This is a genomic window from Pedobacter sp. PF22-3, assembly GCF_026239555.1.
In the GTDB taxonomy this organism is placed as follows: Bacteria; Bacteroidota; Bacteroidia; order Sphingobacteriales; family Sphingobacteriaceae; genus Pedobacter.
This window is the reverse complement of record NZ_JAPIVP010000006.1, coordinates 215343-240996: the sequence shown is the minus strand read 5'-3', so window position 1 is coordinate 240996 and position 25654 is coordinate 215343. Positions and strand designations below refer to the sequence as shown.

Genomic DNA, 25654 nt, shown 5'->3' with positions numbered 1-25654 from the left:
AAATCCCGGAGAATAATTGCTTTTAAACTTTGGCAATCCCTTTAGAAGAGAACTGCAGATCATAAAGCTTTTTATAATAACCGTTTAGCTTTAACAACTGCTGATGGGTACCTTTTTCTTTGATTTCGCCTTTATCGAGCACGATAATCTGATCGGCTTTTTGAATGGTTGACAAGCGATGGGCAATTACAATTGAGGTGCGGCCCTCCATTAAATTATCAATGGCTTTCTGGATCAATAATTCGGTTTCAGTATCAACCGATGAGGTGGCCTCATCTAAAACCAGAATAGCAGGACTATGTACCAATGCACGGATAAAGGAAATCAACTGTGCCTGACCTGCAGAAAGGGTTGCTCCCCTTTCCATTACATTATACTGATAGCCACCGGGTAAACGTTCAATAAAATCGTGAGCACCCACCTTTTTAGCCGCATTTACTACTTCTTCAATCGTGATTTCAGGATTGTTTAGCGTAATGTTGTTTAAAATGGTATCTGAAAACAAGAAAACATCCTGAAGTACAGTTGCAATGTGGCTTCGCAGGTAATCGAGTTCAAAATCTTCTATATGGATGCCATCAACCGTAATATCTCCTTTTTTAACCTCATAAAAACGGTTCAGGATATTAATGGTAGAAGATTTACCTGCACCTGTTGCACCAACCAAGGCAACCGTTTCGCCAGCTTTCACCTCAAAACTGAGATCTTTTAGCACATAGCTGTCATCATTGTAGGCAAACCAAACCTTTTCGAACTTAATATTTCCATCCAGTTTGGCTGGCTTTTGTTTACCGTTATTAGGGGTAGTTTCGTCCGTATCTAAAACTTTAAAAACACGTTCTGCTCCCACCATACCCATTTGCAGGGTATTAAATTTATCTGCCAATTGGCGAATTGGCGTAAATACCATGCCTAGGTACATAATAAACTGCGTGATGGTGCCAGGTGTAACATCCAAAGGTTTGGAAAGAATGCTTTTTGCCCCATACCATACCAGTAAACCTAAAGACATAGCCGAAATCAACTCAACCACAGGAAAGAATATAGAATAATACCAGTTACTACGGATATTGGCATCGCGGTAACGTTTGTTAATGGCATAAAATTTTCGGTACTCCTGTTTCTCCCTGGCAAAATACTGTACAATAGAAATACCGGTAATGTGCTCCTGCAAAAAGGTATTCAGGTTAGAAACTTCATTCCTGATTTCCTGGAACGCGGCTTTAATGGCTTTTTGAAATTTCCGGGTAGCCATAATCAGCAGCGGAATGGGTAAAAGCACAACCAAACTTAACTGCCAGTCGGTATATAACATTACCCCTACAATAACCACTACCTGCAAACTGTCGCCAATCATGGAAATTAAACCTTCAGAAAATATATCAGCAATGGTTTCCAAATCTGAAACCGTTCTGGTAATCAATTGTCCTATTGGTGTTTTATCGAAATACTTAAGCCGCAACTTAGTAATGTGGTTAAAAACATTGATCCGCAGATCGCGGATAACAGACTGACCTAATGTATTGGTTAAAAGCGTATGGTTATATTGGACTATACTCTGCAAAATGAGCATAAAAATCATCAACATGGTCATGTTTACCAGGCCAGAATAATTTCCGGTTAAAATATAATGATCGAGTGTGTATTTGATCAAAAACGGACGCACAGGCGAAATGGCCGCCAGCAAAATAGTTAAAATAACCGACCATACAAACACGGTACGGTAAGGCTTTACGTATTGAAAAATACGTTTCAGTAATCCGGTGTTATATACGTCGCCTGTAACTGCCATTTTTAGGGTTTAGGGTTTAGGGTTTAGGGTTTAGGGTTTAGGGTTTAGGGTTTAGGGTTTAGGGTTTAGGGTTTAGGGTTTGAAAATGTATTTAAAAAAGGTTTAATTAGTAAATTAATAATTTCATTTTTTCATTGTATATGGCAAAGGTTAACCTCAAGCTCCTAACGGCCAACTATCCCAAATACGGATAGTCTATCTTTACTAAATATAAACCACAGGCAGGTACCGATTGCCCGGCTTTACTGCGGTTTTTACTTTCTATTATCGCTTTAAAAGCTGCTAAATTTATTTCTTTTTTACCAACCGATACCAAAGTACCCATAATGGCCCTTACCATGTTCCGCAAAAAACGATCAGCCTGGATGGTAAAAACCAAGCCGCCTTCCTGCCGTTCAAACACGGCTTTGGTGATCTTGCAATTATTGGTAAAAGTTTGGGTATTGGATTTGCTGAAACAAGAAAAATCGGTATAATTTAATAGCACAGCTGCGGCCTCATTCATCGCCTCAACATCAAGCTGATCTTTTACCAACCACGATCTGTTAATTTTAAAAGGGTCTTTTTCGAAGTGGATAAAATATTTATAAGCACGTGCTGTGGCATCAAAGCGGGCATGGGCGTCGTGGTGTACCGGTATCATGCATTTTGCAGCAATTTGATAAGGCAACATGGCGTTGATACCTGTAATGGCATTCAATACTTTAACCTCATCTACATCTTCAACATCGAAATGTGCATAAAAATCTGTGGCATGCACACCCGCATCAGTCCTGCCACAGCCCAATGTTTCGATAGGCTGCCGAAAAAACACAGACATAGCCTTATCCAACAATTCCTGAACGGTGATTGCGTTGGGTTGGGTTTGCCAGCCGTGGTATAAGCTACCATCATAAGCCAATTGGATGAAATACCTTTTTTTATTCAAAGCGATGCAAAAGTACAGTTTAACGGGCAAAGGGCAAAGGCGAAAGTTTGGCGTTGGGAGTTTGGAGTTCAGCGCAAATTCCCATCACAAATAGCAATTAATGCTTCTTATGAATCCCTCTCCTATCCAGGAACTTTAATCTTTCTTTCTTTTATCAAAAAAGGCTAGATTTGTTCCAATATATTTACATTCATGATACAAAGAATACAATCTATCTGGCTTTTTTTAGCGGCTTTAACATTGGTTTTAATGCTGTTTTTACCAATTGCAACAAAAACAGTTGATGGTTCGGAAGCAAACGTTTATACGAATGGCCTACATCATTATCTTGAAGGAAAAACAGGAAAGACATTAAATGTTGAGTTTTTTTTACCCTTACTGATTACTAATATTGCAGTCGCATTGATCTGTTTCATCAATATTTTCAATTATAAAAAGAGAAGTTTCCAAAAGCGTTTCGCCATCGTTACGATTATCCTAATTGTTGGTTTTGCCTTTTGGTGCAGCATTTATGCAAAAGAACTTCCTGGCGGCATTGCCGGAGCAAATTTTGGTTTCGGGGCTTACCTACCCGCATTAGCCATTTTATTTGTTGTACTGGCCATTTTCGGCATCAATAAAGACGAAAGGCTGATCCGTTCGGCTGAAAGATTGAGGTAAATTAATTAATTTCATAATAAAGAATCGGATGTTATCTACAGATCAAACTCAGGGATTATTGGAAAAACTAAAGACCCGTTTCGAAAAAAACATGAACCGGCATAAGGGATTGGAATGGCTAAACATACTTAATAAGTTAGAAGCCGATCCGCAGAAACTCTGGGCCCTAAATGAAATGGAAGAAACCGGCGGTGAACCGGATGTAATTGATTTTGATGAAAAAACCGGAGCATATCTTTTTTTCGATTGCACTGCAGAAAGCCCAAAAGGACGTAGAAGTTTATGTTATGATGCCGAAGCGCTGGCCTCAAGAAAAGAATTTAAACCAAAAGATAGCGCTATCAAGCTTGCAAATAAATGGGGCGTTGAACTTTTAACCGAAACACAATACCATTATTTGCAGCAATTTGGTACGTTTGACACCAAAAGTTCGAGCTGGATTAAAACACCTGATGATATCAGAAAGCTGGGTGGCGCATTGTTTTGCGACTACCGCTATGGGAAAGTTTTCACTTACCATAATGGGGCAGAATCTTATTATGCAGCAAGGGGTTTCAGAGCCTGTTTAAGCGTTTAATTTTAAAAATGATTTTAAAATATCCATCCTTCAGCATTTCAATTGTCTTTATATCCTGGATTGTTGGTATGTTGATAAACGCCTTCATCAAAAAAACTGATTTTTATAATAAACACCTAAACCACCTTAATTTTATTAAAAGCGAAAAAGCAAATAAAATTATTGGAATGCATTTTTTCAAATGGATTGTAAAAAATACCTTTTTCAAATTTTTCAATCAAAAACTTAAATTGAAATGCAAGATTGAAAAGGCTGATTTAATTAAATTACGTGCTGAAATGACAACATCCGAAATAGATCATTTAATCGCGTTTATTTTCGTAACCTGTTTTGCAATTGTTGCCTTTTACAATTTAAAATTTAAATCTGCCGGCACAATCATGTTTGTAAACGTGCTCATGAACCTTTATCCGTCTTTACTGCAACAAGAAAATAAAAGGCGAATAGATAGATTCTTCAATAAATTTCAGGGATTATCTTGAAAAACAGGTTTTTAAAACAAATAGGATGAATGTAACACCAGCGCAAAATGAAAAAATAGCTAAAATAACTTTTTCATCAGTTTACCCACATTACGTCACAAAAGTTGAGAAAAAAGGAAGAACTGTTGAAGAGTTGCACCAGGTAATTAGCTGGTTAACTGGCTATAATAAAGAACAACTCCAAAAATGCATCCAACAGAAAACAACCTTTAAGGATTTTTTTGAGCATGCGCATATACATCCGAAAGCAAATTTGATTACAGGCGTAATTTGTGGTTACAGAATTGAGGAAATTGAATATCCACTAACCAGACAAGTACGCTATTTAGATAAATTGGTTGATGAACTGGCCAAAGGCAAAACGATGGAGAAAATTTTGAGGGCTGGATAAACTAAAAATTGCATTTGATCAATCAAGTATGATCTCCTGATAGACTTCCGAATTCAACCCTTAACACTCAAAAGGTTTTTATCGCGAGAAGTTATTAAAAGAATTCCGTGCAGCAATTTGAGCCGTACCGACCTTCCATTTTACGTTTTTCTTTTTTCAGCACTTATTTCTTCCTTATTTCCAAACAATTAGCCTAAAAAACTATTTACTTGATTATCTGCGAAATACGGAATATTAATCGTACCTTTGCGGCTCAATTAAAAATAAATAGACGAATGACAAACCCATTTCAATTATTGGGGATAAGTGATGACGTCGTTAATGCCGTAAAGGACCTTGGATTCGAAAATCCAACGCCGATTCAGGAGCAAAGTATTCCTGTACTGTTAGAAGGCACTAATGATTTTGTTGGTTTGGCCCAAACAGGAACAGGAAAAACAGCCGCATTTGGTTTGCCGCTGTTAGAACTAATCGATTTTAAAGTTAACAAACCACAGGCATTGATTTTATGCCCTACCCGTGAGTTATGCTTGCAGATCGCTAACGACCTTAAAAACTTTTCTAAAAACATTGCTAATGCCCACGTTGTTGCCGTTTACGGTGGCGCGAACATTATGCAACAACTACGCGAAATACGCCAAGGCATTCAGATCGTAGTGGCCACGCCCGGCCGTATGTTGGATATCATTGGCCGTAAAGCCATTGATTTTTCAAATGTTAAATATGTGGTGCTTGATGAAGCTGACGAGATGTTGAACATGGGTTTCCAGGACGACATCAACGACATTTTATCAACCACTCCTGATGACAAAAAAACCTGGTTATTCTCGGCTACCATGCCAGCAGAAGTTCGCCGTATAGCTAAAAACTATATGGATAACCCTATAGAATTAACCATGGGCACAAAAAACACAGGTAATGTTAACATCGAACACGAATATTACATTGTTCGTGCACGTGATAAATATGCTGCCTTAAAACGTATTGTAGATTTTAACCCTGAAATTTTTGCTGTAGTATTTTGTAAAACCAAATTGGATACACAAGATGTTGCCGAGCACTTAATTAAAGATGGTTACAATGCTGATGCTTTACACGGCGATTTATCGCAACAACAACGTGATAAAGTAATGCAACGTTTCCGTGAGCGTAACATGCAATTGTTAATTGCTACTGATGTTGCTGCACGTGGTATCGATGTAAACAATGTAACGCACGTAATCAACTATTCGTTACCAGATGAAATTGAAAGTTATACCCACCGTTCAGGCCGTACCGGCCGTGCAGGTAAAACTGGTATTTCAATCTGTATCATCAACTCTAAAGAAGTTGGAAAAATCCGTCAATTGGAGCGTATCATTGGTAAACAATTTACTAAAGCTGAACTTCCAACAGGATTTGATGTTTGCGAAAAACAACTATTCTCTTTAGTACATAAAGTACATAACGTTGAAGTTAACGTAGAGCAAATTGATCAGTACATCCCACGTATTATGGATGAATTTAAAGATCTATCTAAAGAGGATGTAATTAAACGTTTTGCTTCGTTAGAATTTAACCGTTTCTTGGATTATTATTCCAAAGCACCAGATTTAAATGCTGCTTTAGGTGATGATCGTGGTGAAAGAGGCGAACGTGGCGAAAGACGCGGACGTGGTAGCGAAGGTTATACCCGTTTATTCATCAACTTAGGTTCTGTAGATGAGTTTACCCGCGGCGATATGTTATCATTTATCTGTAATAACGGAAAAATTGGTGGCAAGAGCGTTGGTAAAATTGATTTAAAAGGTGTTTTCTCTTTCTTTGAAGTAGAAGATGATGTTGCTGACAAAGTTTTTGAAGGCTTTAAATCAGTTGAATTTAAAGGTCGCCAGGTACGTATCGAGAAAAGCGGAGATAGCGGTCGTGGTGAAGGTGCTGGCGAAAGACGCGGTGGCGGTGAAAGACGTGGCGGTGGTTTCGGCGGAGAACGCAGAAGCGGCGGTGGCGGTGGTTACCGTGGCAATGGCGGTGGCGACAGAAGAAGTTCTGGCGGCAGCGGAAGACGTGAAGGTGGAAACAGCGGTGGCGGTTTCAGAGATTTCTCCGGACGTAGCCGTGATGAAAAAGGTGGAAGCAGAGAAGGTGGAAGCGGACGTAGAGAGGGCGGAAACCGTGAAGGTGGAAGTGGCGAACGCCGTAAAAAATGGTAAATCACTAAACCAAATATTTTTACAAGCCGGTTTCGTTTATTCGAAACCGGTTTTTTTTATGCAATTTAGTAATTCTAAAACTGTCAGGCCCAAGAAAAACGATCATACTTAATATTCTCAGCATCCATGAATTCACCAAATAATGAATAAGCCTTATTTCCACTAAACTGAAGCTTCAGAGTTTGTAGCAAACCAGATCTGTCACCCTGCTCTAAATTGAATATCTCGTAAAATTTAGCAACTTCTTCCAATTCAATAGAATAGCAATACTCATAATCAGAATCTCCCCATATTTCTTTTACCGATTTACCAATATCATATCCATCAAAATATAATTGGTCGTTGTCATTAAAATATAACTCCATAGATATTTTAATATCAGGTTTTTCCAGGTAAAATAAAGTTACTTTTTCCAAGGTGTTTAGATTATTTAATGGCTAATGCGCGTCATAAATTTATAGAAAATAATGCTTTTCCAGACTAAGAAAACATTATTTTAAAATAAATACCTTCTAGAATGGTTTATTCAGCTGGATTTTACAGATGCAGAATTACAGGCTGTACCTCTTGATAACACAACTTTTTTAAAGCAGATATTGATCCAAAAGTGTATTTCATAAATTTAGTATCAAGGAAAACAACTTTAATTATTTAACAATTGTAAAATAGTGGCTCGACTTTATATTTATCCTTAAATTGCACTACTTTCGCTCATTATGCAGGCAAAATACATTTCCTATCAGGAAACCGGTTCATTTTCAAAACTGGTTTTAGATTATATTAACGACGAAGAGCAGCTTAAAGCTTTTTACAGTTACCGCCCAGATATGGCCGGTTTAGCCAGCGCAATTGAGCATAGAAACTTCCTTGGAGACCGGACTACCTTAGTGCAGGTTCTGCAAGATCAATATCAGCACTTACGGCCCAATAAATCAGTTAGCAAAAACATAGAACTTTTAGCCCTCGGTAATACCTTTACGGTAACTACCGGCCACCAGTTAAACTTATTTACCGGACCGCTTTATTTTATTTATAAAATTGTAACGACCATCAATTTAGCCATCGAGCTGAAAATGGCTCATCCCGATAAAAACTTTGTCCCGGTTTATTGGATGGCTACCGAAGATCATGATTTTGAAGAGATCAACCACGTAAGCGTCGATGAAAAAAACATCAGCTGGATCCAGCAAACCAATGGTGCAACCGGAAGACTAAGTACCAAAACAGTTGCCGCAGCAGTAACTGCATATAGAGGATACCTTGGCATCTCGAAAAATGGAAAGCGGATTGCCAAACTGGTAGAACAGGCTTATTTGCAACATGATAATTTAGCCGATGCCACCAGGTTTTTAGTGAATAACTTATTTGAGAAATATGGCTTGGTGATTGTAAATGCAGATGACACTCAATTAAAAAAGCAATTTGCAAATATCGTTACCGAAGATATTATTCAGCATAACAGTGCAAAAAATATTGAAAACAGCTCTAAAAATCTGGAAGAACTGGGTTATAAAACACAGGTTAACGGTCGGGATATTAATTTCTTTTACCTGATTGATAACCTCCGCGAACGCTTGATTTTTGAAGATGGCAAATATGTTGTGAACCATACAGAAATCAGTTTTACAGAAGCCGAATTAAAAGCCGAAATCGATTCTCACCCTGAGCGGTTTAGCCCTAATGTGGTAATGCGCCCCATGTACCAGGAGGTAATTTTGCCTAACATTGCCTACATTGGAGGTGGCGCTGAAGTAGCTTACTGGATGCAGCTAAAAGCAAATTTCGATTATTATAAGGTGGATTTCCCGGTGTTACTGCTTCGCAATTCAGCTTTACTGATAGACAAACGCAGTGCAGAAAATCTGTACAGACTGGGCTTTTCTTTAGAAGATATTTTTCTTCCGGTGGAAGAACTGAAAAATATCTGGGTAAAGCGAAATACGACAGCTCAGCTTAGTTTAGCCGATGAAACACGGGCCATTAACAGCATTTTCGACCAAATTAAGTTGAATGCCTATAAAATAGATAAAACACTATCTGTGTCTGCCGATACAGCAAAGCAAAGAGCTAACCATTTGTTGGCTAACCTGGAAAAGAAACTATTCAGGGCAGAGAAAAGAAAACATGAAACGGCATTGCTACAGATTGATAACGTAAAGAAAAGACTATTTCCAAATGGTACATTGCAGGAAAGGATCTTGAATATTGCCCCCATGTATGTAAATTATGGAGAAGATTTCCTTTCGTCGTGCATAGAAAATTTTGAACCATTGGGCGGCGATTTTACGCTTTTATTGCCGTAATTTATTTTTAGATTCGTCATGCTGAACTCGTTTCAGCATCTATTGAAAAGACCCTGAAATAAATTCAGGGTGACGACAAATATTATAAAATGAACTTCATCACCTTTACTGAAACCAAGCTCAGGGCTTTTACTTATAGCGTTTTTAAAAAAATGGGCTGTTCTGATGAACATGCTAATTTAGCAACCGATGTTTTGATCCGCTCAGATTTACGTGGAATCGACTCGCATGGCGTTGCACGTTTAAGTGGCTATGTGCGCCTTTGGGAAAAGAAAAGAATTAATGCTAACCCGAACATTAAAATTGTACATGAAACCCCTACTACAGCAACAGTAGATGGGGATGCCGGACTGGGACTGGTTGTGGCGCCTTTTGCCATGCAGGTTGCTATCGAAAAAGCAGAGAAATACGGCAGTGGCTGGGTATCGGTCAAAAATTCCAATCACTTCGGCATAGCAGGTTACCACGCTTTAATGGCTGTAGAAAAAGATATGATCGGCATCAGCATGACGAATGCAAGCCCCCTCGTTGCGCCTACTTATGCCAACGAACGTTTACTGGGCACCAACCCCATGTGTTATGCTTTCCCTGCGGGCAAATATCCACCGGTAATTGTAGATATGGCTACTTCAGCCGCAGCTAACGGAAAATTGGAAATTGCGCAACGTGCCAATAAAAGCATTCCCGATGGTTGGGTCCAGGATAAAGATGGCGAAAATTCTACTAACGCTAACGAATTAAAAAATGGTGGGTCGCTTCTTCCTTTAGGGAGCGATAAAGATCATGGCAGCCATAAAGGTTATGGATTGGGTGCAACAGTAGATATTTTATCGGCAGTATTGTCTGGTGCAAATTACGGCCCATGGGTCCCTCCTTTTGTAGCATTTTTAGAACCATCTGCAAATCCGGTTGGTGAAGGACTTGGCCATTTTTTAGGCGCTATGCGTGTAGATGGCTTCAGACCAGCCGCAGACTTTAAAGATCATTTAGATAATTGGGTAGAACGCTTTAAAAGTGCTAAAACAATAGATCCCAACAAAAAGGTGATCATCCCGGGAGAACCTGAGCATGAATTTGAGCAGGAAAGAAAAATCAGCGGTATTCCGATCATTGATGCGGTGGTAAAAGATCTGAATGAGTTGGCGATAAAATTGGGTTTAGAGGAATTGAAATAATTGATTTTGTTTAACCGCAAAGCGTGCAAAGATAAGGCGCTAAGCGCACAAAGTTGGGTGTCGTAATTATATTTTTTACTTAAAAATCCTTCGACTATGCTACCATTGACTGAATCCACTTCGCGGTCGTCATTCCCGCGCAGGCGGGAATCTTAAAGCACTTGCATTACGATTCCCAATCAAGTTGGGAATGACGATCTCTCGAGAGATATACCTACTTAAAATTTATCTGTCAATCATATTGACTTTTATACCATAAATTATTCCTAAGGAGGACAACACCTGGAGATTTCGTGCTTTCCGTAGTTCCATGCCTCACTAGTCGGCAAGCGTGGCAAAAAATCTACTAAATTGAGTTCGATTAATAATTTTGCTTTTAGAACTATTCTTTAGGTATTTTAACATTAGTGTCGTCACCCCGAATTCATCTCAGGGTCTTAAATAGCAGGAAAGATGCTGACCACGAAGTGGCTATTAGGCCTTTAAAACAATAAAAACTGCTAATAAAATAAATTCAGTATGACGATCGTGTGAGGTAAAGCGGCGGTGAACACTAAATATGATTCCAATATAAATCGAACTTAGGTTATTGTATAAATAAGCCGCAGATTTAACCAGAATCTGCGGCAAAATTATTTGGTATGTTTTACACCCAACCATAGGAACCTGAGTTCGATTATTAATATCTGTTTGAAAGATGTTCTGCCGATATTTTTAACTCAAAGTCGTCACCCTGAATTTATTTCAGGGTCTTAGTAGCAGAAAAGATGCTGAAATAAATTCAGCATGACGATAGCTTAAGAAAAAGGAGGTTAAAACTAATCAAAATGCATAAATATTAATCGAACTCAGATTAGGGTGTCTTTTTAGGGCTTAACGATTAAATTATCTTTCAAGTAAAGTGCTTTGCTTGATGATCCGATCATTATCCTATATTCTCCAGGAGTTACTTCCCAAACATTGTTGATATTGAGTGTTTTAACCACTTCTTTATCCAGTTTAAATGAAATGCGCTTGGTTTCTCCAACTTTTAAATGCACGCGTTGGAAACCTCTCAATACAAGAACAGGCTGTGCCAATTTGCTGATCAGCGGCCTCATGTACAGTTGCATCACTTCATCACCATCGTAATCACCTGTATTCTTCAATTCGAAGCTAACAGTAGCTGTTTCATTTTTAGCGATAACTTTGCGGTCAAACTTTAAATTTTGGTAAGAAAAGTTGGTATAACTTAATCCATATCCAAATGGGAAAAGCGGCTCGCCACTTAAGTTGTTGTAATCATCGCCTCTACCGGTAGGCTTATGGTTATAAACCAGGGGCAATTGCGATTCATCAACCGGGTAAGTAATTGGAAGTTTACCTGATGGACTTACTTTGCCAAGCAATATATCTGCGATGGCAGTACCTCCGGCTTCGCCAGGGTACCACACGTTTAAAACCGCGCTTACTTTATTTAACCAGGGCTGCATATTGATCGCGCTTCCACCAGTTAATATCACGATAACCGGTTTTCCTGTTTTTGCGAGTTCATCCAACAACAATTCCTGGTTACCGGGCAGGTTTAACATCGCCCGATCCAGAAACTCTCCTTCTTTAATTCCTGCAACAAATACGATTACATCATTATTTTTGGCCGCAGCTACGGCGTCAGCTATTTCATTAGATTTTGCGGTATTATAATCCCAAATCAGTTTGATCTTACCACTGCCCTTAGGTTCAAAAAATTCTATTCTAAGTGCATACTCTTTATTTTTATCGAAATGGAAAGGAGCAGTCTTGGTACTGAAAGATTTTTTATCCCAGTTATCGATCAATAATTGATTATCGAGATATAATCGGTATCCATCATTACCCTCCAATCCGATATTAACATCAGCGGTTTGTGGAACTTTAATTTTACCATTCCACTTTACCGAATAATCATCCAGTTGAAGCTGTTCATCTGGTGGGTATAATGTCCAACTAAAATTAATTACCTTATCATTAACTTCTTTAACTGGTTTCCCAGAGAGCAGAATCCCTTTGTAATAGCTTCCTGTTAATCCTGTTTTCCCATTAGTGGAAAGAAACTGACTATCAATCGGAATATAAGAATGCAACGCTCTGGTACTGCCTTTTAAATAATTAACCTGAACATCATTAGATACGGCACTTTTCAGGCCATCCAATATATTTATTTTATTGTTTCCTGTGCCGCTGTAACCACCTAATCTGGCTTCAATAGCATCCTCACCTAAGAGCAGGATACGCTTTACACTTTTTAATGGAAGTGTGTTATGGTCATTTTTTAAAAGCACGAAAGATTTTAAAGCCGCCTCTTCGGCCAAATGGCGATTACTTTGATCGTTCAACATCTTTTCAGCAATACTTTCATCTACGTAAGGATGCTCGAACAGTCCCAGTTCGAATTTAGCTGTCAAAACTCTTGTCAATGCATCATCTATTCTCGATTTGGAAATACTACCATCTAAAAACGCGGGCAAAAAAAGTTTATAATGGTTATAATCCACCTGGAAAATTACATCGAGTCCGGCATTAATAGATTGCGCTGTGGCGTCTTTATAATCTTTAGCCGTAAAATGTAATACATTAGCGCCTCCAACTGCACCTGCATCAGAAATGACGAAACCTTTAAAGCCCCATTCTGTTTTTAGTTTAGTGGTAAGCAGCCATTTATTGGAAGTTGCAGGTGTACCATAAACACTGTTGTAGGAGGTCATTAATGAACGGATGCCCACATTTTTAACACCATCTTCAAATGCAGGAAAATGGATTTCCTCCAGAAAATGTTTGTCCAATTCTATGGGGTAACTATCGCGGCCACCATCGCCTACATTGGCAATAAAATGCTTTGGCGTAACAATGATATTCTGTTTTTCTATGGCGCTCATAAAAGCATGGCCCAGAACGGTTGTTAGATAAGGATCTTCTCCATAGGTTTCTTCTACCCTGCCCCATCTTACATCAGTAGCCATATTGATTACCGGCGCCAAAAGATCTCTTAAACCACGTGCCCTGGCTTCAGTAGCGATAGCTGTACCAATCTTTCCTACTAAAGTGGTATCAAAACTGGCTGCTAAGCCAATTGATTGTGGGAAAGCTGTAGCCCCTTGCCTAACCAAACCATGTAAAGCTTCGTCAAACGGAATAATTGGAATGCCCAAACGGGTTTCCTCAATAAAATATTTTTGAATTTTGTTAACCTTTTTAGCCAGAGAAAGTCCGTCTTCAGCGGTATTGTAGGTTAACATCTGTTGCGCATTGCCGCTGCCTTGGGCAGCCGCACTGACCTGCAAGCCAAAAATACCGTGTCTGAACTGGTTTTTATTTTGTTCGGTTACATCACCTGGAATCATGAATAACTGCCAGAATTTTTCTTCTGGCGTCATTCTCGAAATCAGGTCTTTAACCCTTAAATCTATACTTAACTTTGGGTTTTTATAGGGTAAAGACTGGCTTTTTTTGACCTGGGCAAAAAGGCTGCTGCTTAAAAACAATGCATACAATAAAAATAGGTATCTTTTCTGTTTCGGCATTACTAATTGGTTTCGGGTGTAAAAGAAAAAGTTAGGGCAATTTTCTCATCGGTTTTTGGAAAATCAAAATGCACTTTGCCATCTGTCAATTTCCATTTCACTTTTTGCTTATTGCTTAATAACGTAATGGAAGTTCCTTTTTTAGGAATGCTACCTGTCCAGGAAATTTCTTTCGGTGCATTACCATCCAATAGCGTAATACCATAAACGGTTTTGCCATCTTTACTTTGGGTAAACCAGTTTTGCCCATCATGGTAGTTTTTGGTAATTCTTGTGCCGTATATGGCTGCACCATTTTTGCTCGTCCACTTACCAATCTCTTCCAACTTTGTAATCACCTCATTGGGAAGTGTTCCATCTGCCTTAGGTCCAACGCCCAAAAGTAAACTTCCGCCTTTAGCCACTATTTCTACCAGTTTATGAGTCACTTCTTTTGCCGATTTATATTGATCGTTAGGCACAAAACCCCAGGCTCCTCCTAAAGTCATGCAGCTTTCCCAAGGGTAATCCAATTGTTTTTCAGGGATCTTTTGTTCAGGGGTTTGGTAGTTTTCGTATTGTCCATGTACGGTTCGATCTACCATAATTAAACCGGGCTGTGCTTTTCTGGCCATTGTGGCAATTTTAGGCATATCAATATCCTGGCTCCACTCCGGAATAGGCGCACCCCATGAAAGTACCTCTTCATTAACTGAAGCCAAGGGCCTTACCCAACCACCATCTAACCATAAAATATCAATGCTACCGTAATTGTTCATCAATTCGCCAATCTGGTTTTGGGTATAACTTTTGAACATATTCCAACGCCAGGGATTTTTTCTGATGTCGTAATTGTTATTTCTATTTGCGGTAGCGTATTTATCCCACCAATAGTATTGCGAATGCCAGTCGGGCTTTGAAAAATAAGCACCGATCATAAAATTTTCTTTGCGGAATGCATCGAACACATATTTAGCAACATCTTTTTTAGGGTTGTTGGCAAATGGACCTTTTGCAATGCTGAAATCGCTTTCTTTGGTATCGAACATAGCGAAGCCATCGTGATGTTTGGTGGTAAAAACCAGGTATTTCATTCCAGCATCCTTACCTGCCTTTGCCCATTGCTCAGGATTGAATTTCGTTGGATTAAATTTTTCGCTCTGGCCCCAATACCATTTTTTATAATCTTCGTATTTGATAGTGCTATCCCTTTCGATCCAATCTTCAGAGCAGATAGACCATGATTCGATAATCCCTGGAACAGCGTAAAGTCCCCAATGGATAATCATTCCAAATTTTTGATCTTGCCAGTGTTCTAATTTCTTTTTTACTGCGTCATCTTTAGGCCATTCGTATTTCGTTGATTCTTTGAGTATATCGTTTCGTTGGGCAAAAGCGATATTGACACAAGAGATAAAGGCAATTAAAAGGCTGGGTATTTTCATATTTTAATATCATTAAAAATCCCGGCAGAAACTGCCGGGATTTAATTTAAAAAGGATTAAGGCATCCAGAATATTTTAGTTTTGCGGGTGTCTTTTGATGCTACTGCCTGATAATTTTCATTATTAAGCGTTTTTTCCTTAGCTGGATATACCAAACGTGTTGGTGGTGTATCAAATCCGGCTAATTTTCCCGTGGAAGGAAAAGTTAAGACAGGAAATCCCGTTCTTCTGTATTCAGACCATGCTTCAATGGATTGCAAAACACCATAATGTAACCATTTCTGATTATAAATTAAGGAGAGTTTATCTGAAGATGAACCTGTATAACTTGCGCTAGATGAGTTAATCCATGTATCAACTACTGAAGAAGCTGGAGCAGCTACATTTTTAAATCCACCGCCCTGATTTAAATTATTAAGGTAATGATAGAAGGTTACGGATTGCCTTAATGCATTATCATAAGCAGTTTTAGCATCAGTTGAACTTCCCCATCTTTCAAAAGCCTCAGCTTTTAAAAAATTAACTTCAGACGAAGTAATGATAATTCCAGGTAGTTTTTGGTTATATAAAAATGTTGCAGAATCTAAAACTGCATAATCTGCAAAACTAGCTTCTTGCTGAGCCGTAGTAAAAGTAATTGGCATAGCTTTATACGTTGTGTTTGGTACAAATTTACCATTCACCGTGCGTCCAAATGCATCGTAAATTACAGGTATACGTGGATCATTTGCAGGAACCATTAGCGTGTTTAAGGCATAATCAGTAGCATACCAACTTCCTTCAAAAAATGCATCATGCAAATCGCTTGTGCTGTTGGTAAGTGGTTGAAGTAAGATATCTGAGTTGCCAGGAGCATATGTACCTACGTTACCGCCATCAACCAAAGGGTAAGTTACCTGATCGTTTAACATTTGCATGATAGCTGTTTTAGCAGTTGCTTCGTCCGTTTTTGAAATACGCATCAATAATCTCAAACGTAATGAATTGGCATAACGAGCCCACTTATTCACATCACCTTTTAGTAAAATATCTGCTTTACTAAATGATGAAGTTGTTGTACTTGCTTTAAAATATGCAGATATAGTAGCTAGGTCACTGATAAATGTAGTGTACAAAGCCTTTTGCTCATCGTATTTAGGGTTTTTGATCACACTGGAAGTTGGCAGACTACCTGCTTCAGAATAAGGAATATCTCCCCACATGTCAACCATTTTCGCAGCCTGTTCTATTAATACAATTTTCGCAGCCTGCATGATATTTTTTTGTGCAGTTTGTTCTGCCGGAGTTAAGGAATTAAACTTTGTTTCCATTGCTCTATATAGGGCTAATACGCCGCTACCATTTCCGCCAGTAGTGTAGAAATCATCCCAGTATTGCTGAGCATAATCTTCACTTTGTCTGTAGATAGCATTACTATTTCCAATATATGCTGTTTGAGCAAAAACCCCTGGCATTTGAGTTAAAAATGTGCGCACATTCCAATATTTGGCAGCAACACGATCATTGTTCAACATGCCAGTAAATAATCCCGCAACATTTGCTTCTGTTGCTTGTTCCGGATTATTAAATTTTTCTTCAAGTTCCTTTTTACAACCAACAATAGTTATTGTGGCAATTAAAAGGAAACTCATATTTATAATTAATTTTTTCATGATAATATCAATTTCTTAAAGCTAAAAATTTGCGTTCAAAGAGAATCCAAAGTTTCTTGATGCGGCACTAGAACCAACGTCTACCCCTTGTGACCACCATTTATTTCCTAGTGGAGCTTCAGGATCTAAATCCTTCAATGTACGGTAGAGGTAGAATAAATTACGACCTATTAATGAAACGCGTAAATTGGTTATGCTTAGCTTTTTGGTAAATGAAGCAGGAATTTTATAACTTAATGATACCTCTCTCATTTTAATATAATTATTTTTAAATATTTCACCTTCCGCTAAAGATCCCTGACCCCAGTTATAAGTAGTAATATAGTAATCGGCTGCAGACAAAACCTTAGTGTTAGGCTGCCCAGTGTTTTCATTTATACCTTTTAGTAATACACCATCATTATAGGTTTTACCATTTTCAGTAAATGTTAAGCCACCACTTGCAGCATCTCTAAATTCCATTGAATTCTCTAACATACCAGCACCACGCATAAACTTTAAGTTTGGTGCAATCATTTTACCACCGAAACGGTAATCAATAGTAAAATCAAGTGCAATATTTCCATAGCTTAAAGTGTTGGAAAAACCACCAACTGCTCTTGGTAAAATATTACCTGCCTTTACATAAGTATCGCTCATTACATAGTAGCCTTCATCAGTAATCAGATAATTACCATTGGCATCGGTTTTTCTTGGGAGAATGTAAATGTTACCCAATTCTTCTCCTTGTCTGGCCACAATTTTCGCAGTTGACTGATCTGAAAAATATGGAACAAGTTCAGATACACCACTCATCAACTCATTTACCTTAGTTTTATTGGTTGAGAAATTTAACCTCGTATCCCATCTAAATTTGCCCGATGAAATTGGTGTAGCATTTAATGCAACCTCAAAACCTCTATTGCCTATTTCGCCAATATTTACAATCTGACTTTTAGCACCCGTTGTGGTAGCAACCTCCAGCGGTAAAATCTGGTCTTTGATAATATTGTTGTAATAACTTACGTCTAATCCTAAACGACCGCCGAAAAAGCGAGTTTCCAAACCAAACTCAGCCTCATGTTTCATTTCTGGTCTTAAACCAAGATTTCCATATGCACTGGCTGATATTAAGGAAGGAACCGAACCATTTATAGATTGAAGAGATGTTTGCTTATATAAAATATTGGCCTGATACATCGGTGGTGCATTACCCACAACACCATAAGAAGCTCTTAATTTTCCATAGCTCCAGAACTTTGGTAATTTCCAAACATCACTAAAAACAAAACCACTGTTAACAGAATAATAAGAGTAGCCATTGTTTTCTACAGGAAGGGTAGATGCATACTCACGGCGACCTGTTGCTTCCACGAAAAGATAATCTTTATATGACAGGTTTAACATCCCTAAATAAGCATACTTAAGTTGTTCTTTACGGATATCAGATGTTTCGGCTACGCCAAATGAATTGGCTAGCGCGAACCAATTTTCAGAAACTAAACCATCACGTGTATTGGAAGATTGATCTTTATAAGATTCTTTTCTACCTTGATAGCCTCCACTTAATGAAAGGTTAATGTCTTCACCTATTTTATTTGAATAGGTTACCAATGCATCTCCATATAATATAGCATATTGTCCTTGTGTGGTTGTATAACCACCAGTACTGGTGTTACCATTCAATGCACTAGGAATTTCAGTATATTGACGGTTTTCGCTTCTTACTCCTGTGTAATCATTACCAATACGACCTCTGAATTTTAAGTTTTTTGCAAAATCATAGTTTAGCGTAAAACTCGATAGTAACCTGTTTTCATTTTCATTGTATTGGTTTTTCAATTGCTGCCAATAAAAATCTAACAGATTTGTAGCCCTAATGTTGAAAATGAATGGTTCAGGCCTATCCAGTTGATTAAACTGCGAATATTTGTAGCCGTTACTGGTTTGAAATTTCTCCTTCATCAAGCCCATATCTTCTGCACGGCTGAAAAAACCTCCGAAAGAACCTAACACCTGGCCTAATTGATATGGTCTATTCTTCGTGATGGTATTTACATAACTTACGATCACGTCTGCTGATACTTTTGGCGAAAGTTTAATCGTAGAATTTAAATTGAAAGAGTTCTTAGATCCAGTATTTCCAGGTTGAGTACCTTTATAATCCAGTCTAGAAGCTGAAAAGCGATAGTTTAAAGCATCAGTCTGGTTAGAGATAGCAACATTTGCGTTAGAAGTATATCCGTTTTGATATACATCTCTGTAATTATTAGGCTGTGGAGAATAAGAGCGGATTGAACCATCCCACCATCTTACTTGTTGGCCTTCCATTTTAGGACCAAAGTTGGCATAAGCCCTGAAGTATGGTCTGAAACCACTTGGGGAAGCAGCATCAGCAATCCAACCTTCTTCGGTTGCACCATTAGCTACGTTAGTTGCCCTATCATAACCAGGGCCATAGGTGTTTTGGAAATTTGGAAGAAAAGCTACCTGGTCCATTGAACCCTGATAGTTAAAATCAATTCCTAAGCCTCTGCTTTTCGAACCTTTTTTTGTTGTAATCACCACTACACCATTACCAGCATCAGATCCATAAAGCGCAGAGGCACTGGCACCTTTCAGTACCGTTAGGCTTTCTATATCAGCTGGGTTAATATCCAAAATGCCATTACCACGAATTCTTTGATCGCCCCAATAATTATTATTATTAGCACCGTCTGCCCCATTCTGCCCATCATTTCTGATCATTACACCATCTACCACATAAAGCGGCTGTTGATTATAACTAATTGAATTAACACCACGAATCTGAACATTTACCGCACTACTTGCACCACCTGGGGCTGTTGTAATTTTTACCCCCGCAGCTTTACCATAAAGTGCTGATGCAAAGTTGGTGTTACCAGCTTCTGTCAGTTGTTTAGCCGTTACTGTACTCACTGCATAACCAAGAGATTTTTCCTGCCTCTTGATACCCAGCGCGGTTGTTACTACATTAACTTCATCAAGCTGATTACTGCTCTCCTTTAGGATAACATTAAGTGATGTTTGACTATTTACGCTAACTTCTTGCTTAGCGAAACCTATTGCGGTGAAAACCAGCACCTCACCTGGATTTACTGTTAATGAAAATTTTCCATTACCATCTGTCTGAGTTACTTTGGAAGTTCCTTTAACAGAAACGCTTACGCCGGGAAGAGGGCCTGATGCGTCTTTTACCGTACCGGTAATATTTGTCTGTGCAAAAGCACTTATTGTTATGAAACATAACAATAACATACTCAAGCACTTTAAGTACATTTTTTTCATATTTTTTTTGTTTAGTTTAAGATTAGTTTAAAAATTTTTGACTTTTTACTGAGCCTTTTATCCTGTCATATCGTATTGGTTTGGTTAAATATTTATCTTCTATTTGTTAGTTATCTATTTAATCGAATTGGTTATGCTCGATTGTCAAACTTCCGGCAGCCAATAATTCGGCTTCATCCGTCAGGGCAGAAAGTTTTATTTCGGTTTGTTCAGCTATCCGGGGAATACAAAACTCATGAATTGCTTGTTGTATTGGCGGTAAAAGCATTTTCCCTGCCTTCGCACCTCTTCCACTTAAAACAATACACTCAGGATTTAAAAGATGGATTAATGTAGCCACACCCTTACCCAATTGAAAAATCGCTTTAGCCAAAACAGATATCGCAACAGGATCTTGCTCACTTACAGCATGTAAGAAATGATCTGCAGGGTGTTTACTTTTGTCTTTGAACAGTTTTTTCATGCTCGATTCGGCACCTGCAGCTATAGCTTCCTCTGCCCGTTTGGCCATAACCAATAAAGAAGTATCTACCTCTAAGCAGCCTCTTCTGCCGCAAGAGCACAAATTGTCGCTGTCTGAAAGTGGGATATGACTGAATTCACCGGCATTTCCGCCACTGCCCCGGTATAATTTACCATTTACAATGATCCCCAAACCTGTTCCCCAGCCAATATTAACCACCATTACATCCTTTAAATTAGCAGCTTCTCCGAAATTTAATTCGGCCATTGCAATTAAACTGGAATCGTTGTCTATATGTACTGGTAAATTGATTTCGGAAGAAAGGTACTGCTGTAAGGTTGTACCTTCATTAACTTTAAGAAAAGAATGGTTTATGCCTTCATCTGCATTAACAAAACCTGGCATACCAATCCCAACACCTAAAATATCTGCCCGGTTGATTTTAGATTGATCAATACTGCTGTTAATGAAATTAACAAGGTCTCCAATATTACATTCTTTTGATGACAGCTCAAACTCCAAAGTCTGGATTGGTGTAACCATTTTTCTTGAAAGATCGTAAATGGTTAACCTGGATGTAAGCTGATCCATCGCAATGGCTACAATATATTTTTTGAGATTGGGATTGATCAGGAACATTGCTGCCCTTCTGCCTCCTGTTGATGGTGCAAACCCCTCTTCTATAATATAGCCCTCTACAATTAAACCATTAACCACGGCGGTAACCAAAGGCAAACTCTTTTGCGTCAGCTTACTCAGATCTGTAAGTGAAAGCGATTTTTTATAGTATAAATGCTTAATGACACCAGCCCTAAGACGCTGATTTTTTTCAACAATTACAGACATGATATTTGATTGCAGTTCAAACTTAAAAAATATTTTTAAAACATCATTATACTTTTTAATTTTTTTTAAAAGTTAATTATAAATGTTTTATAAATAAAAAGGGCGAATAATCTTCGATTATCCGCCCTTTTTAAAGAATTATATTTTATTAATGGATCCCCATAAATAATCTGCTCCATCTTATTTTATGTAAAAAAGATGCAGTACTATCCCAGCTCATCCAAACAAATAAAGCCTTACCTACAATATGGTCTTCAGGTACAAAACCCCAATAACGCGAATCGGCAGAGTTATGGCGGTTATCACCCATCATCCAATAATAGTCCATTTTAAAGGTATAGGTTGTGGCTACTTTATCATTAATATACCAAACCCCTGCTTTTTGTTCCACTTTATTTCCTTCGTAAGTTCTGATTGCCCTGTAATACAATGGCATGGTATTGCTATCGATCTTAACAGTCCATCCTTTTGAAGGAATTTTAATCGGTCCAAAGTTATCCCTGTTCCAAACCCTATTTGGATCGTTCGGAAAAACTCCACCCGGAACGGCTCCGGCAGGATCAGGACTTAATGTTACCGATTTTACAAAATCAAGTGTTTTTAGCTTTTCAGCAATTTCTGGCGAAGCATCTACGATGTAGGTATTGGCGGCCACCGCCGGTACACTGCCTAAATTTAAATTAAACTCATCAAGCGCTGCATAATTAAAGTCCATGGTTTTAAACTCAATTCGATACGGCATCATGCCCGTACTTTTTAAAGGTTCATCTTTTCCATTTACATTGGCAATACCATTGCTCATCGAAATCACATCGCCCGGAATACCGATACATCTTTTAATAAAGTTTTCGCGTTTATCTACCGGACGGTCTACAATAGTATAGGTACTCCTCACCTGTTCCCGGCCCATGCTCCGTACTAAAGCATAATAACTTTCTGCCTGGTTTTCTACAGCAACGGTATCTCCTTCGGGAAAGTTGAATACCACTACATCATTTCTTTTAATTTTAGACAAACCTGGCAAACGGTGATATTTCCACTGCACGCCATCCCAGTAAGCTTTGGTAGAAGTAGTTAAAGGCATGGTATGGTGAGCAAAAGGAAAAGCAACCGGCGTCATCGGAATACGTGCCCCATAATTAACTTTACTTACAAAAAGGAAATCGCCAATCAGTAATGATCTTTCCATCGAACCAGACGGAATAGTATAAGCCTCGATAAAAAATACGCGGATGATGGTTGCAGCCACTACCGCAAAAACAATTGCATCAAACCACTCTCGTGTTTTCGTTTTTTTCTTCTTTGGGGCATCTTTTTTTCGTTGCCAGAATTTATAATTCATATATCTTATTTTTGGTTTAGCGATTTATAAAATCGGCTACCTGTTATCTGTAATCCTATGGTGTGATTTCACGGATTTAGTGATTTCACAGATGATATTTGCTTTGGCCTTTCAGCTTTAAGCTTTGGACTTTATTCAAAAATATCAGTAATACTGAAAAATCCTTTTTTATCTTTTAACCATTCGGCCGCTACTACTGCACCCAAAGCAAAACCAGCTCTGTTATGGGCTGTATGTTTAATTTCTATCTCATCAACCTCACTACTGTAAATTACCGTATGCGTACCTGGAATATTTTCTATCCTATGCGATTCTATTAGCAATTGTTCGGCTTTAGGAAATAATTCAACATCAGTTCCTACCACTTCGTTTAACCACTCTTGTTTTCTATCCAGGTTATCCACAATCCCTTCTGCAAGGGTAATGGCTGTACCGCTTGGTGCATCCAGTTTTTGTGTATGGTGAATTTCTTCAACCTGAACATCGTAAGCGGGATAGTTATTCATTAGCTTGGCCAAAGTTTGGTTAAGCTTAAAAAATAAATTTACGCCGATACTGAAGTTAGACCCATAAAGCAAAGTATTGTTACTTTTATCACAATCATCTTTTACTTCCTGCAGTTTGCCATACCAGCCAGTTGTTCCCACAACCACAGGAACATTGGCATCAAAACAGGCATCAATATTTTTCAAAACCGAATCAGGCGTACTAAAATCGATTGCCACATCAACTGACTTTAAATTTTGTCTGGTTAAATCTTCCTGATTATCGATCGTTATTTTCAGCACAATTTCGTGGCCACGTTCCAACGCAAATTTTTCGATAATCTGCCCCATTTTACCATATCCTAAAAGCGCTAGTTTCATCTATTTATGTTTGTTTTAGTTTATATTATCTATTTTTCGCCCTAAATCTTAGCTGTTAATGCGTTAAAACATCACCATTTTATATGTTATTGATTATCATGTTTTTTGACATTAAAATGTTAACGACAATTTTAATGCAGGTGTTAAATTTAAACCATACATGGAATCGGCATTAATCATGGATGGCATTATCCTAAAAGAAAGGTCATCATCAATATTAAAGAAGTGCAAACGGGCTGCCACATAGGCATCAATGATATTGGCCGCATAAAGTAATCCATAAGAAAAGTACACAATCTGCGAATTCCGCTTGTATAAACTTTTCCCGTCCAGAATACCTTGGTTGCTATATTGTGTTAAATCTAACTTTTTGCCTGGATTGCTCTCGCGGTACTGTGCCTCGCTCAAAAAACGTTTATAGTTCTTCCTGCTATCCATTAGTGATAGTGTAAGCGCAGTGGCACCGCCATAAATAGCCGCAATTTTACCACCAGTATAGATTTTTTGAAAAACCTGGCTTTTCCCTGCTCTTGTGCCATAACCATCGTTAAGCAATTGCATATTATATAATTGCCCCCATCCTGGTATAATCATCGATCTGAAAACAGCTTTTCTACCGGCAACCTTACCCGGGTTAACGTATTTGGCTTTCATCGAATCCTTTCTGGTCATCGGTTTTTTAGCCATAGTATCTAAAGATTTAGATAATTTAATCTTTGAAGTGTCAGCAGGTTTTAATAAAGTATCCTTAACCTGTGCAGCGGCAAAGTTCACCGTAAAAAATGCAAATGCAGCAATCAGTATAAAAAGCTTAGTCTTTTGCATTACCAGTCTAATAATTCCAGAATGCGGTTTAAGTCGTCATCGCTCATAAAAGGAATTTCTATCGCCCCTTTACCGTTCTGACTTACCTTTAACTTTACACGGGTAGCAAATTTAGATGCCAGATCGTCCTGTAATTTTTGGTATTGAAAGGAAACCGCTTTTTCTTTTGGCTTTTCGCTGGCTTTTAAAGGTACATGTTGCAAATTACGTACAAGCTCTTCCACTTTCCGCACAGATAAGCCTTTTTCTAAAATCTCCTGGTGAATAAACAATTGTTTATCAACCCCGTCAACATTAATCAAGGCTCTTGCATGGCCCATGCTGATTTTCTGATCGCGGATAGAAGCCTGAATAGCAGGAGGAAGTTTTAACAAACGCAGGTAATTGGTAACCGTGGTACGGTTTTTACCTACACGTTCGCCTAATTGCTCTTGTTTTAAACCCACCTCATCAATCATCCTCTGGAAACTCAATGCTACTTCAATAGCATTTAAATTTTCGCGTTGAATATTTTCGATCAGGGCCATTTCCAACATCTGTTGATCATTGGCACTACGGATATAAGCAGGCACCTTTGTTAAACCAGCCAGTTTCGAAGCCCTGAACCTACGTTCGCCAGAAATGAGCTGGTATTTATTTGCAGCCAGTTTTCTAACGGTAATGGGCTGTATTAAACCTTGTACCTTTATCGAATCGGCAAGCTCGTTTAAAGCAACCTGATCAAATTCGGTACGGGGCTGGTATGGATTGGTTTCAACTTCAGTTAAACTTACGTGACTGATATTGCCAATCTGCTCGGTTTCGCTCACCGCATTAACCTGCTGTTTCGGTGGGTGAGTAGATTCGCTATCATCTAAAAGCGCACTTAACCCTCTTCCTAAACCTGTTTTTCGCTGAAAAGATGTCATC

General features: G+C 38.4%; 19 protein-coding genes. 7 read left to right on the top strand and 12 right to left on the bottom strand.

What is annotated here, in order from left to right; all coding sequences use genetic code 11:
• Nucleotides 1–22 precede the first annotated feature (22 nt).
• The gene (locus tag OQX63_RS10555) at nt 23–1792 is read right to left on the bottom strand and encodes an ABC transporter ATP-binding protein (protein ID WP_265850835.1); all 1770 of its coding nucleotides are present in this window, start codon (nt 1790–1792) and stop codon (nt 23–25) included.
• Nucleotides 1793–1967: 175 nt separating this feature from the next.
• Complete coding sequence (truA, locus tag OQX63_RS10550) at nt 1968–2720, bottom strand: tRNA pseudouridine(38-40) synthase TruA (RefSeq protein ID WP_265850834.1); 753 nt, start codon at nt 2718–2720, stop codon at nt 1968–1970.
• A 192-nt stretch (nt 2721–2912) separates the two neighbouring features.
• Here truA and OQX63_RS10545 point away from each other — a divergent pair, with 192 nt between their 5' ends.
• The 5 genes from OQX63_RS10545 (at nt 2913) to OQX63_RS10530 (ending at nt 7022) form a co-directional block, all read left to right on the top strand.
• Nucleotides 2913–3380, top strand: coding sequence for a DUF4293 domain-containing protein (locus tag OQX63_RS10545; RefSeq protein ID WP_265850833.1), 468 nt, complete (start codon nt 2913–2915; stop codon nt 3378–3380).
• A 28-nt stretch (nt 3381–3408) separates the two neighbouring features.
• The gene (locus OQX63_RS10540) at nt 3409–3957 is read left to right on the top strand and encodes a DUF4256 domain-containing protein (RefSeq protein ID WP_265850832.1); all 549 of its coding nucleotides are present in this window, start codon (nt 3409–3411) and stop codon (nt 3955–3957) included.
• A gap of 8 nt (nt 3958–3965) precedes the next feature.
• Entirely contained in the window at nt 3966–4439 is a 474-nt protein-coding gene (locus tag OQX63_RS23460) for a hypothetical protein (RefSeq protein ID WP_416276530.1), read from the top strand.
• 25 nt (nt 4440–4464) lie between these two features.
• The gene (locus OQX63_RS10535) at nt 4465–4830 is read left to right on the top strand and encodes a DUF2200 domain-containing protein (RefSeq protein WP_265850831.1); all 366 of its coding nucleotides are present in this window, start codon (nt 4465–4467) and stop codon (nt 4828–4830) included.
• A 275-nt stretch (nt 4831–5105) separates the two neighbouring features.
• On the top strand, nt 5106–7022 hold the full coding sequence (locus OQX63_RS10530; RefSeq protein WP_265850830.1) for a DEAD/DEAH box helicase: 1917 nt from the start codon (nt 5106–5108) through the stop codon (nt 7020–7022).
• Nucleotides 7023–7105: 83 nt separating this feature from the next.
• On the opposite strand, the gene OQX63_RS10525 is transcribed toward OQX63_RS10530, so the two are convergent.
• The gene (locus OQX63_RS10525; protein ID WP_265850829.1) at nt 7106–7438 is read right to left on the bottom strand and encodes a hypothetical protein; all 333 of its coding nucleotides are present in this window, start codon (nt 7436–7438) and stop codon (nt 7106–7108) included.
• 300 nt (nt 7439–7738) lie between these two features.
• Here OQX63_RS10525 and bshC point away from each other — a divergent pair, with 300 nt between their 5' ends.
• Nucleotides 7739–9325: a bacillithiol biosynthesis cysteine-adding enzyme BshC gene (gene bshC, locus OQX63_RS10520; protein WP_265850828.1), complete on the top strand. Its 1587-nt coding sequence runs from the start codon at nt 7739–7741 to the stop codon at nt 9323–9325.
• An 89-nt stretch (nt 9326–9414) separates the two neighbouring features.
• On the top strand, nt 9415–10500 hold the full coding sequence (locus OQX63_RS10515; protein WP_265850827.1) for an Ldh family oxidoreductase: 1086 nt from the start codon (nt 9415–9417) through the stop codon (nt 10498–10500).
• Between the two features lie 866 nt (nt 10501–11366).
• On the opposite strand, the gene OQX63_RS10510 is transcribed toward OQX63_RS10515, so the two are convergent.
• The 9 genes from OQX63_RS10510 to OQX63_RS10470 form a co-directional block, all read right to left on the bottom strand.
• Entirely contained in the window at nt 11367–14039 is a 2673-nt protein-coding gene (locus OQX63_RS10510) for a glycoside hydrolase family 3 C-terminal domain-containing protein (protein ID WP_265850826.1), read from the bottom strand.
• A 2-nt stretch (nt 14040–14041) separates the two neighbouring features.
• Complete coding sequence (locus OQX63_RS10505; protein ID WP_265850825.1) at nt 14042–15463, bottom strand: alpha-L-fucosidase; 1422 nt, start codon at nt 15461–15463, stop codon at nt 14042–14044.
• Between the two features lie 56 nt (nt 15464–15519).
• A complete protein-coding gene (locus OQX63_RS10500; RefSeq protein WP_265850824.1) occupies nt 15520–17115 on the bottom strand; it encodes a SusD/RagB family nutrient-binding outer membrane lipoprotein in 1596 nt (531 codons plus the stop codon).
• Between the two features lie 21 nt (nt 17116–17136).
• On the bottom strand, nt 17137–20403 hold the full coding sequence (locus OQX63_RS10495) for a SusC/RagA family TonB-linked outer membrane protein (RefSeq protein WP_265850823.1): 3267 nt from the start codon (nt 20401–20403) through the stop codon (nt 17137–17139).
• A 118-nt stretch (nt 20404–20521) separates the two neighbouring features.
• On the bottom strand, nt 20522–21712 hold the full coding sequence (locus tag OQX63_RS10490; RefSeq protein ID WP_265850822.1) for an ROK family protein: 1191 nt from the start codon (nt 21710–21712) through the stop codon (nt 20522–20524).
• Nucleotides 21713–21860: 148 nt separating this feature from the next.
• Nucleotides 21861–23054 carry a signal peptidase I gene (gene lepB, locus OQX63_RS10485; protein WP_265850821.1) on the bottom strand — a complete coding sequence of 398 codons (1194 nt, stop codon included), beginning with the start codon at nt 23052–23054 and terminating at the stop codon, nt 21861–21863.
• Nucleotides 23055–23185: 131 nt separating this feature from the next.
• Complete coding sequence (gene dapB / locus OQX63_RS10480) at nt 23186–23920, bottom strand: 4-hydroxy-tetrahydrodipicolinate reductase (RefSeq protein ID WP_265850820.1); 735 nt, start codon at nt 23918–23920, stop codon at nt 23186–23188.
• A gap of 111 nt (nt 23921–24031) precedes the next feature.
• Nucleotides 24032–24745, bottom strand: coding sequence for a DUF5683 domain-containing protein (locus OQX63_RS10475; protein WP_265850819.1), 714 nt, complete (start codon nt 24743–24745; stop codon nt 24032–24034).
• The gene (locus OQX63_RS10470) at nt 24745–25653 is read right to left on the bottom strand and encodes a ParB/RepB/Spo0J family partition protein (RefSeq protein ID WP_265850818.1); all 909 of its coding nucleotides are present in this window, start codon (nt 25651–25653) and stop codon (nt 24745–24747) included. The genes OQX63_RS10475 and OQX63_RS10470 overlap by 1 nt, the downstream gene beginning before the upstream one ends.
• Between the last annotated feature and the right edge of the window lies 1 nt (nt 25654).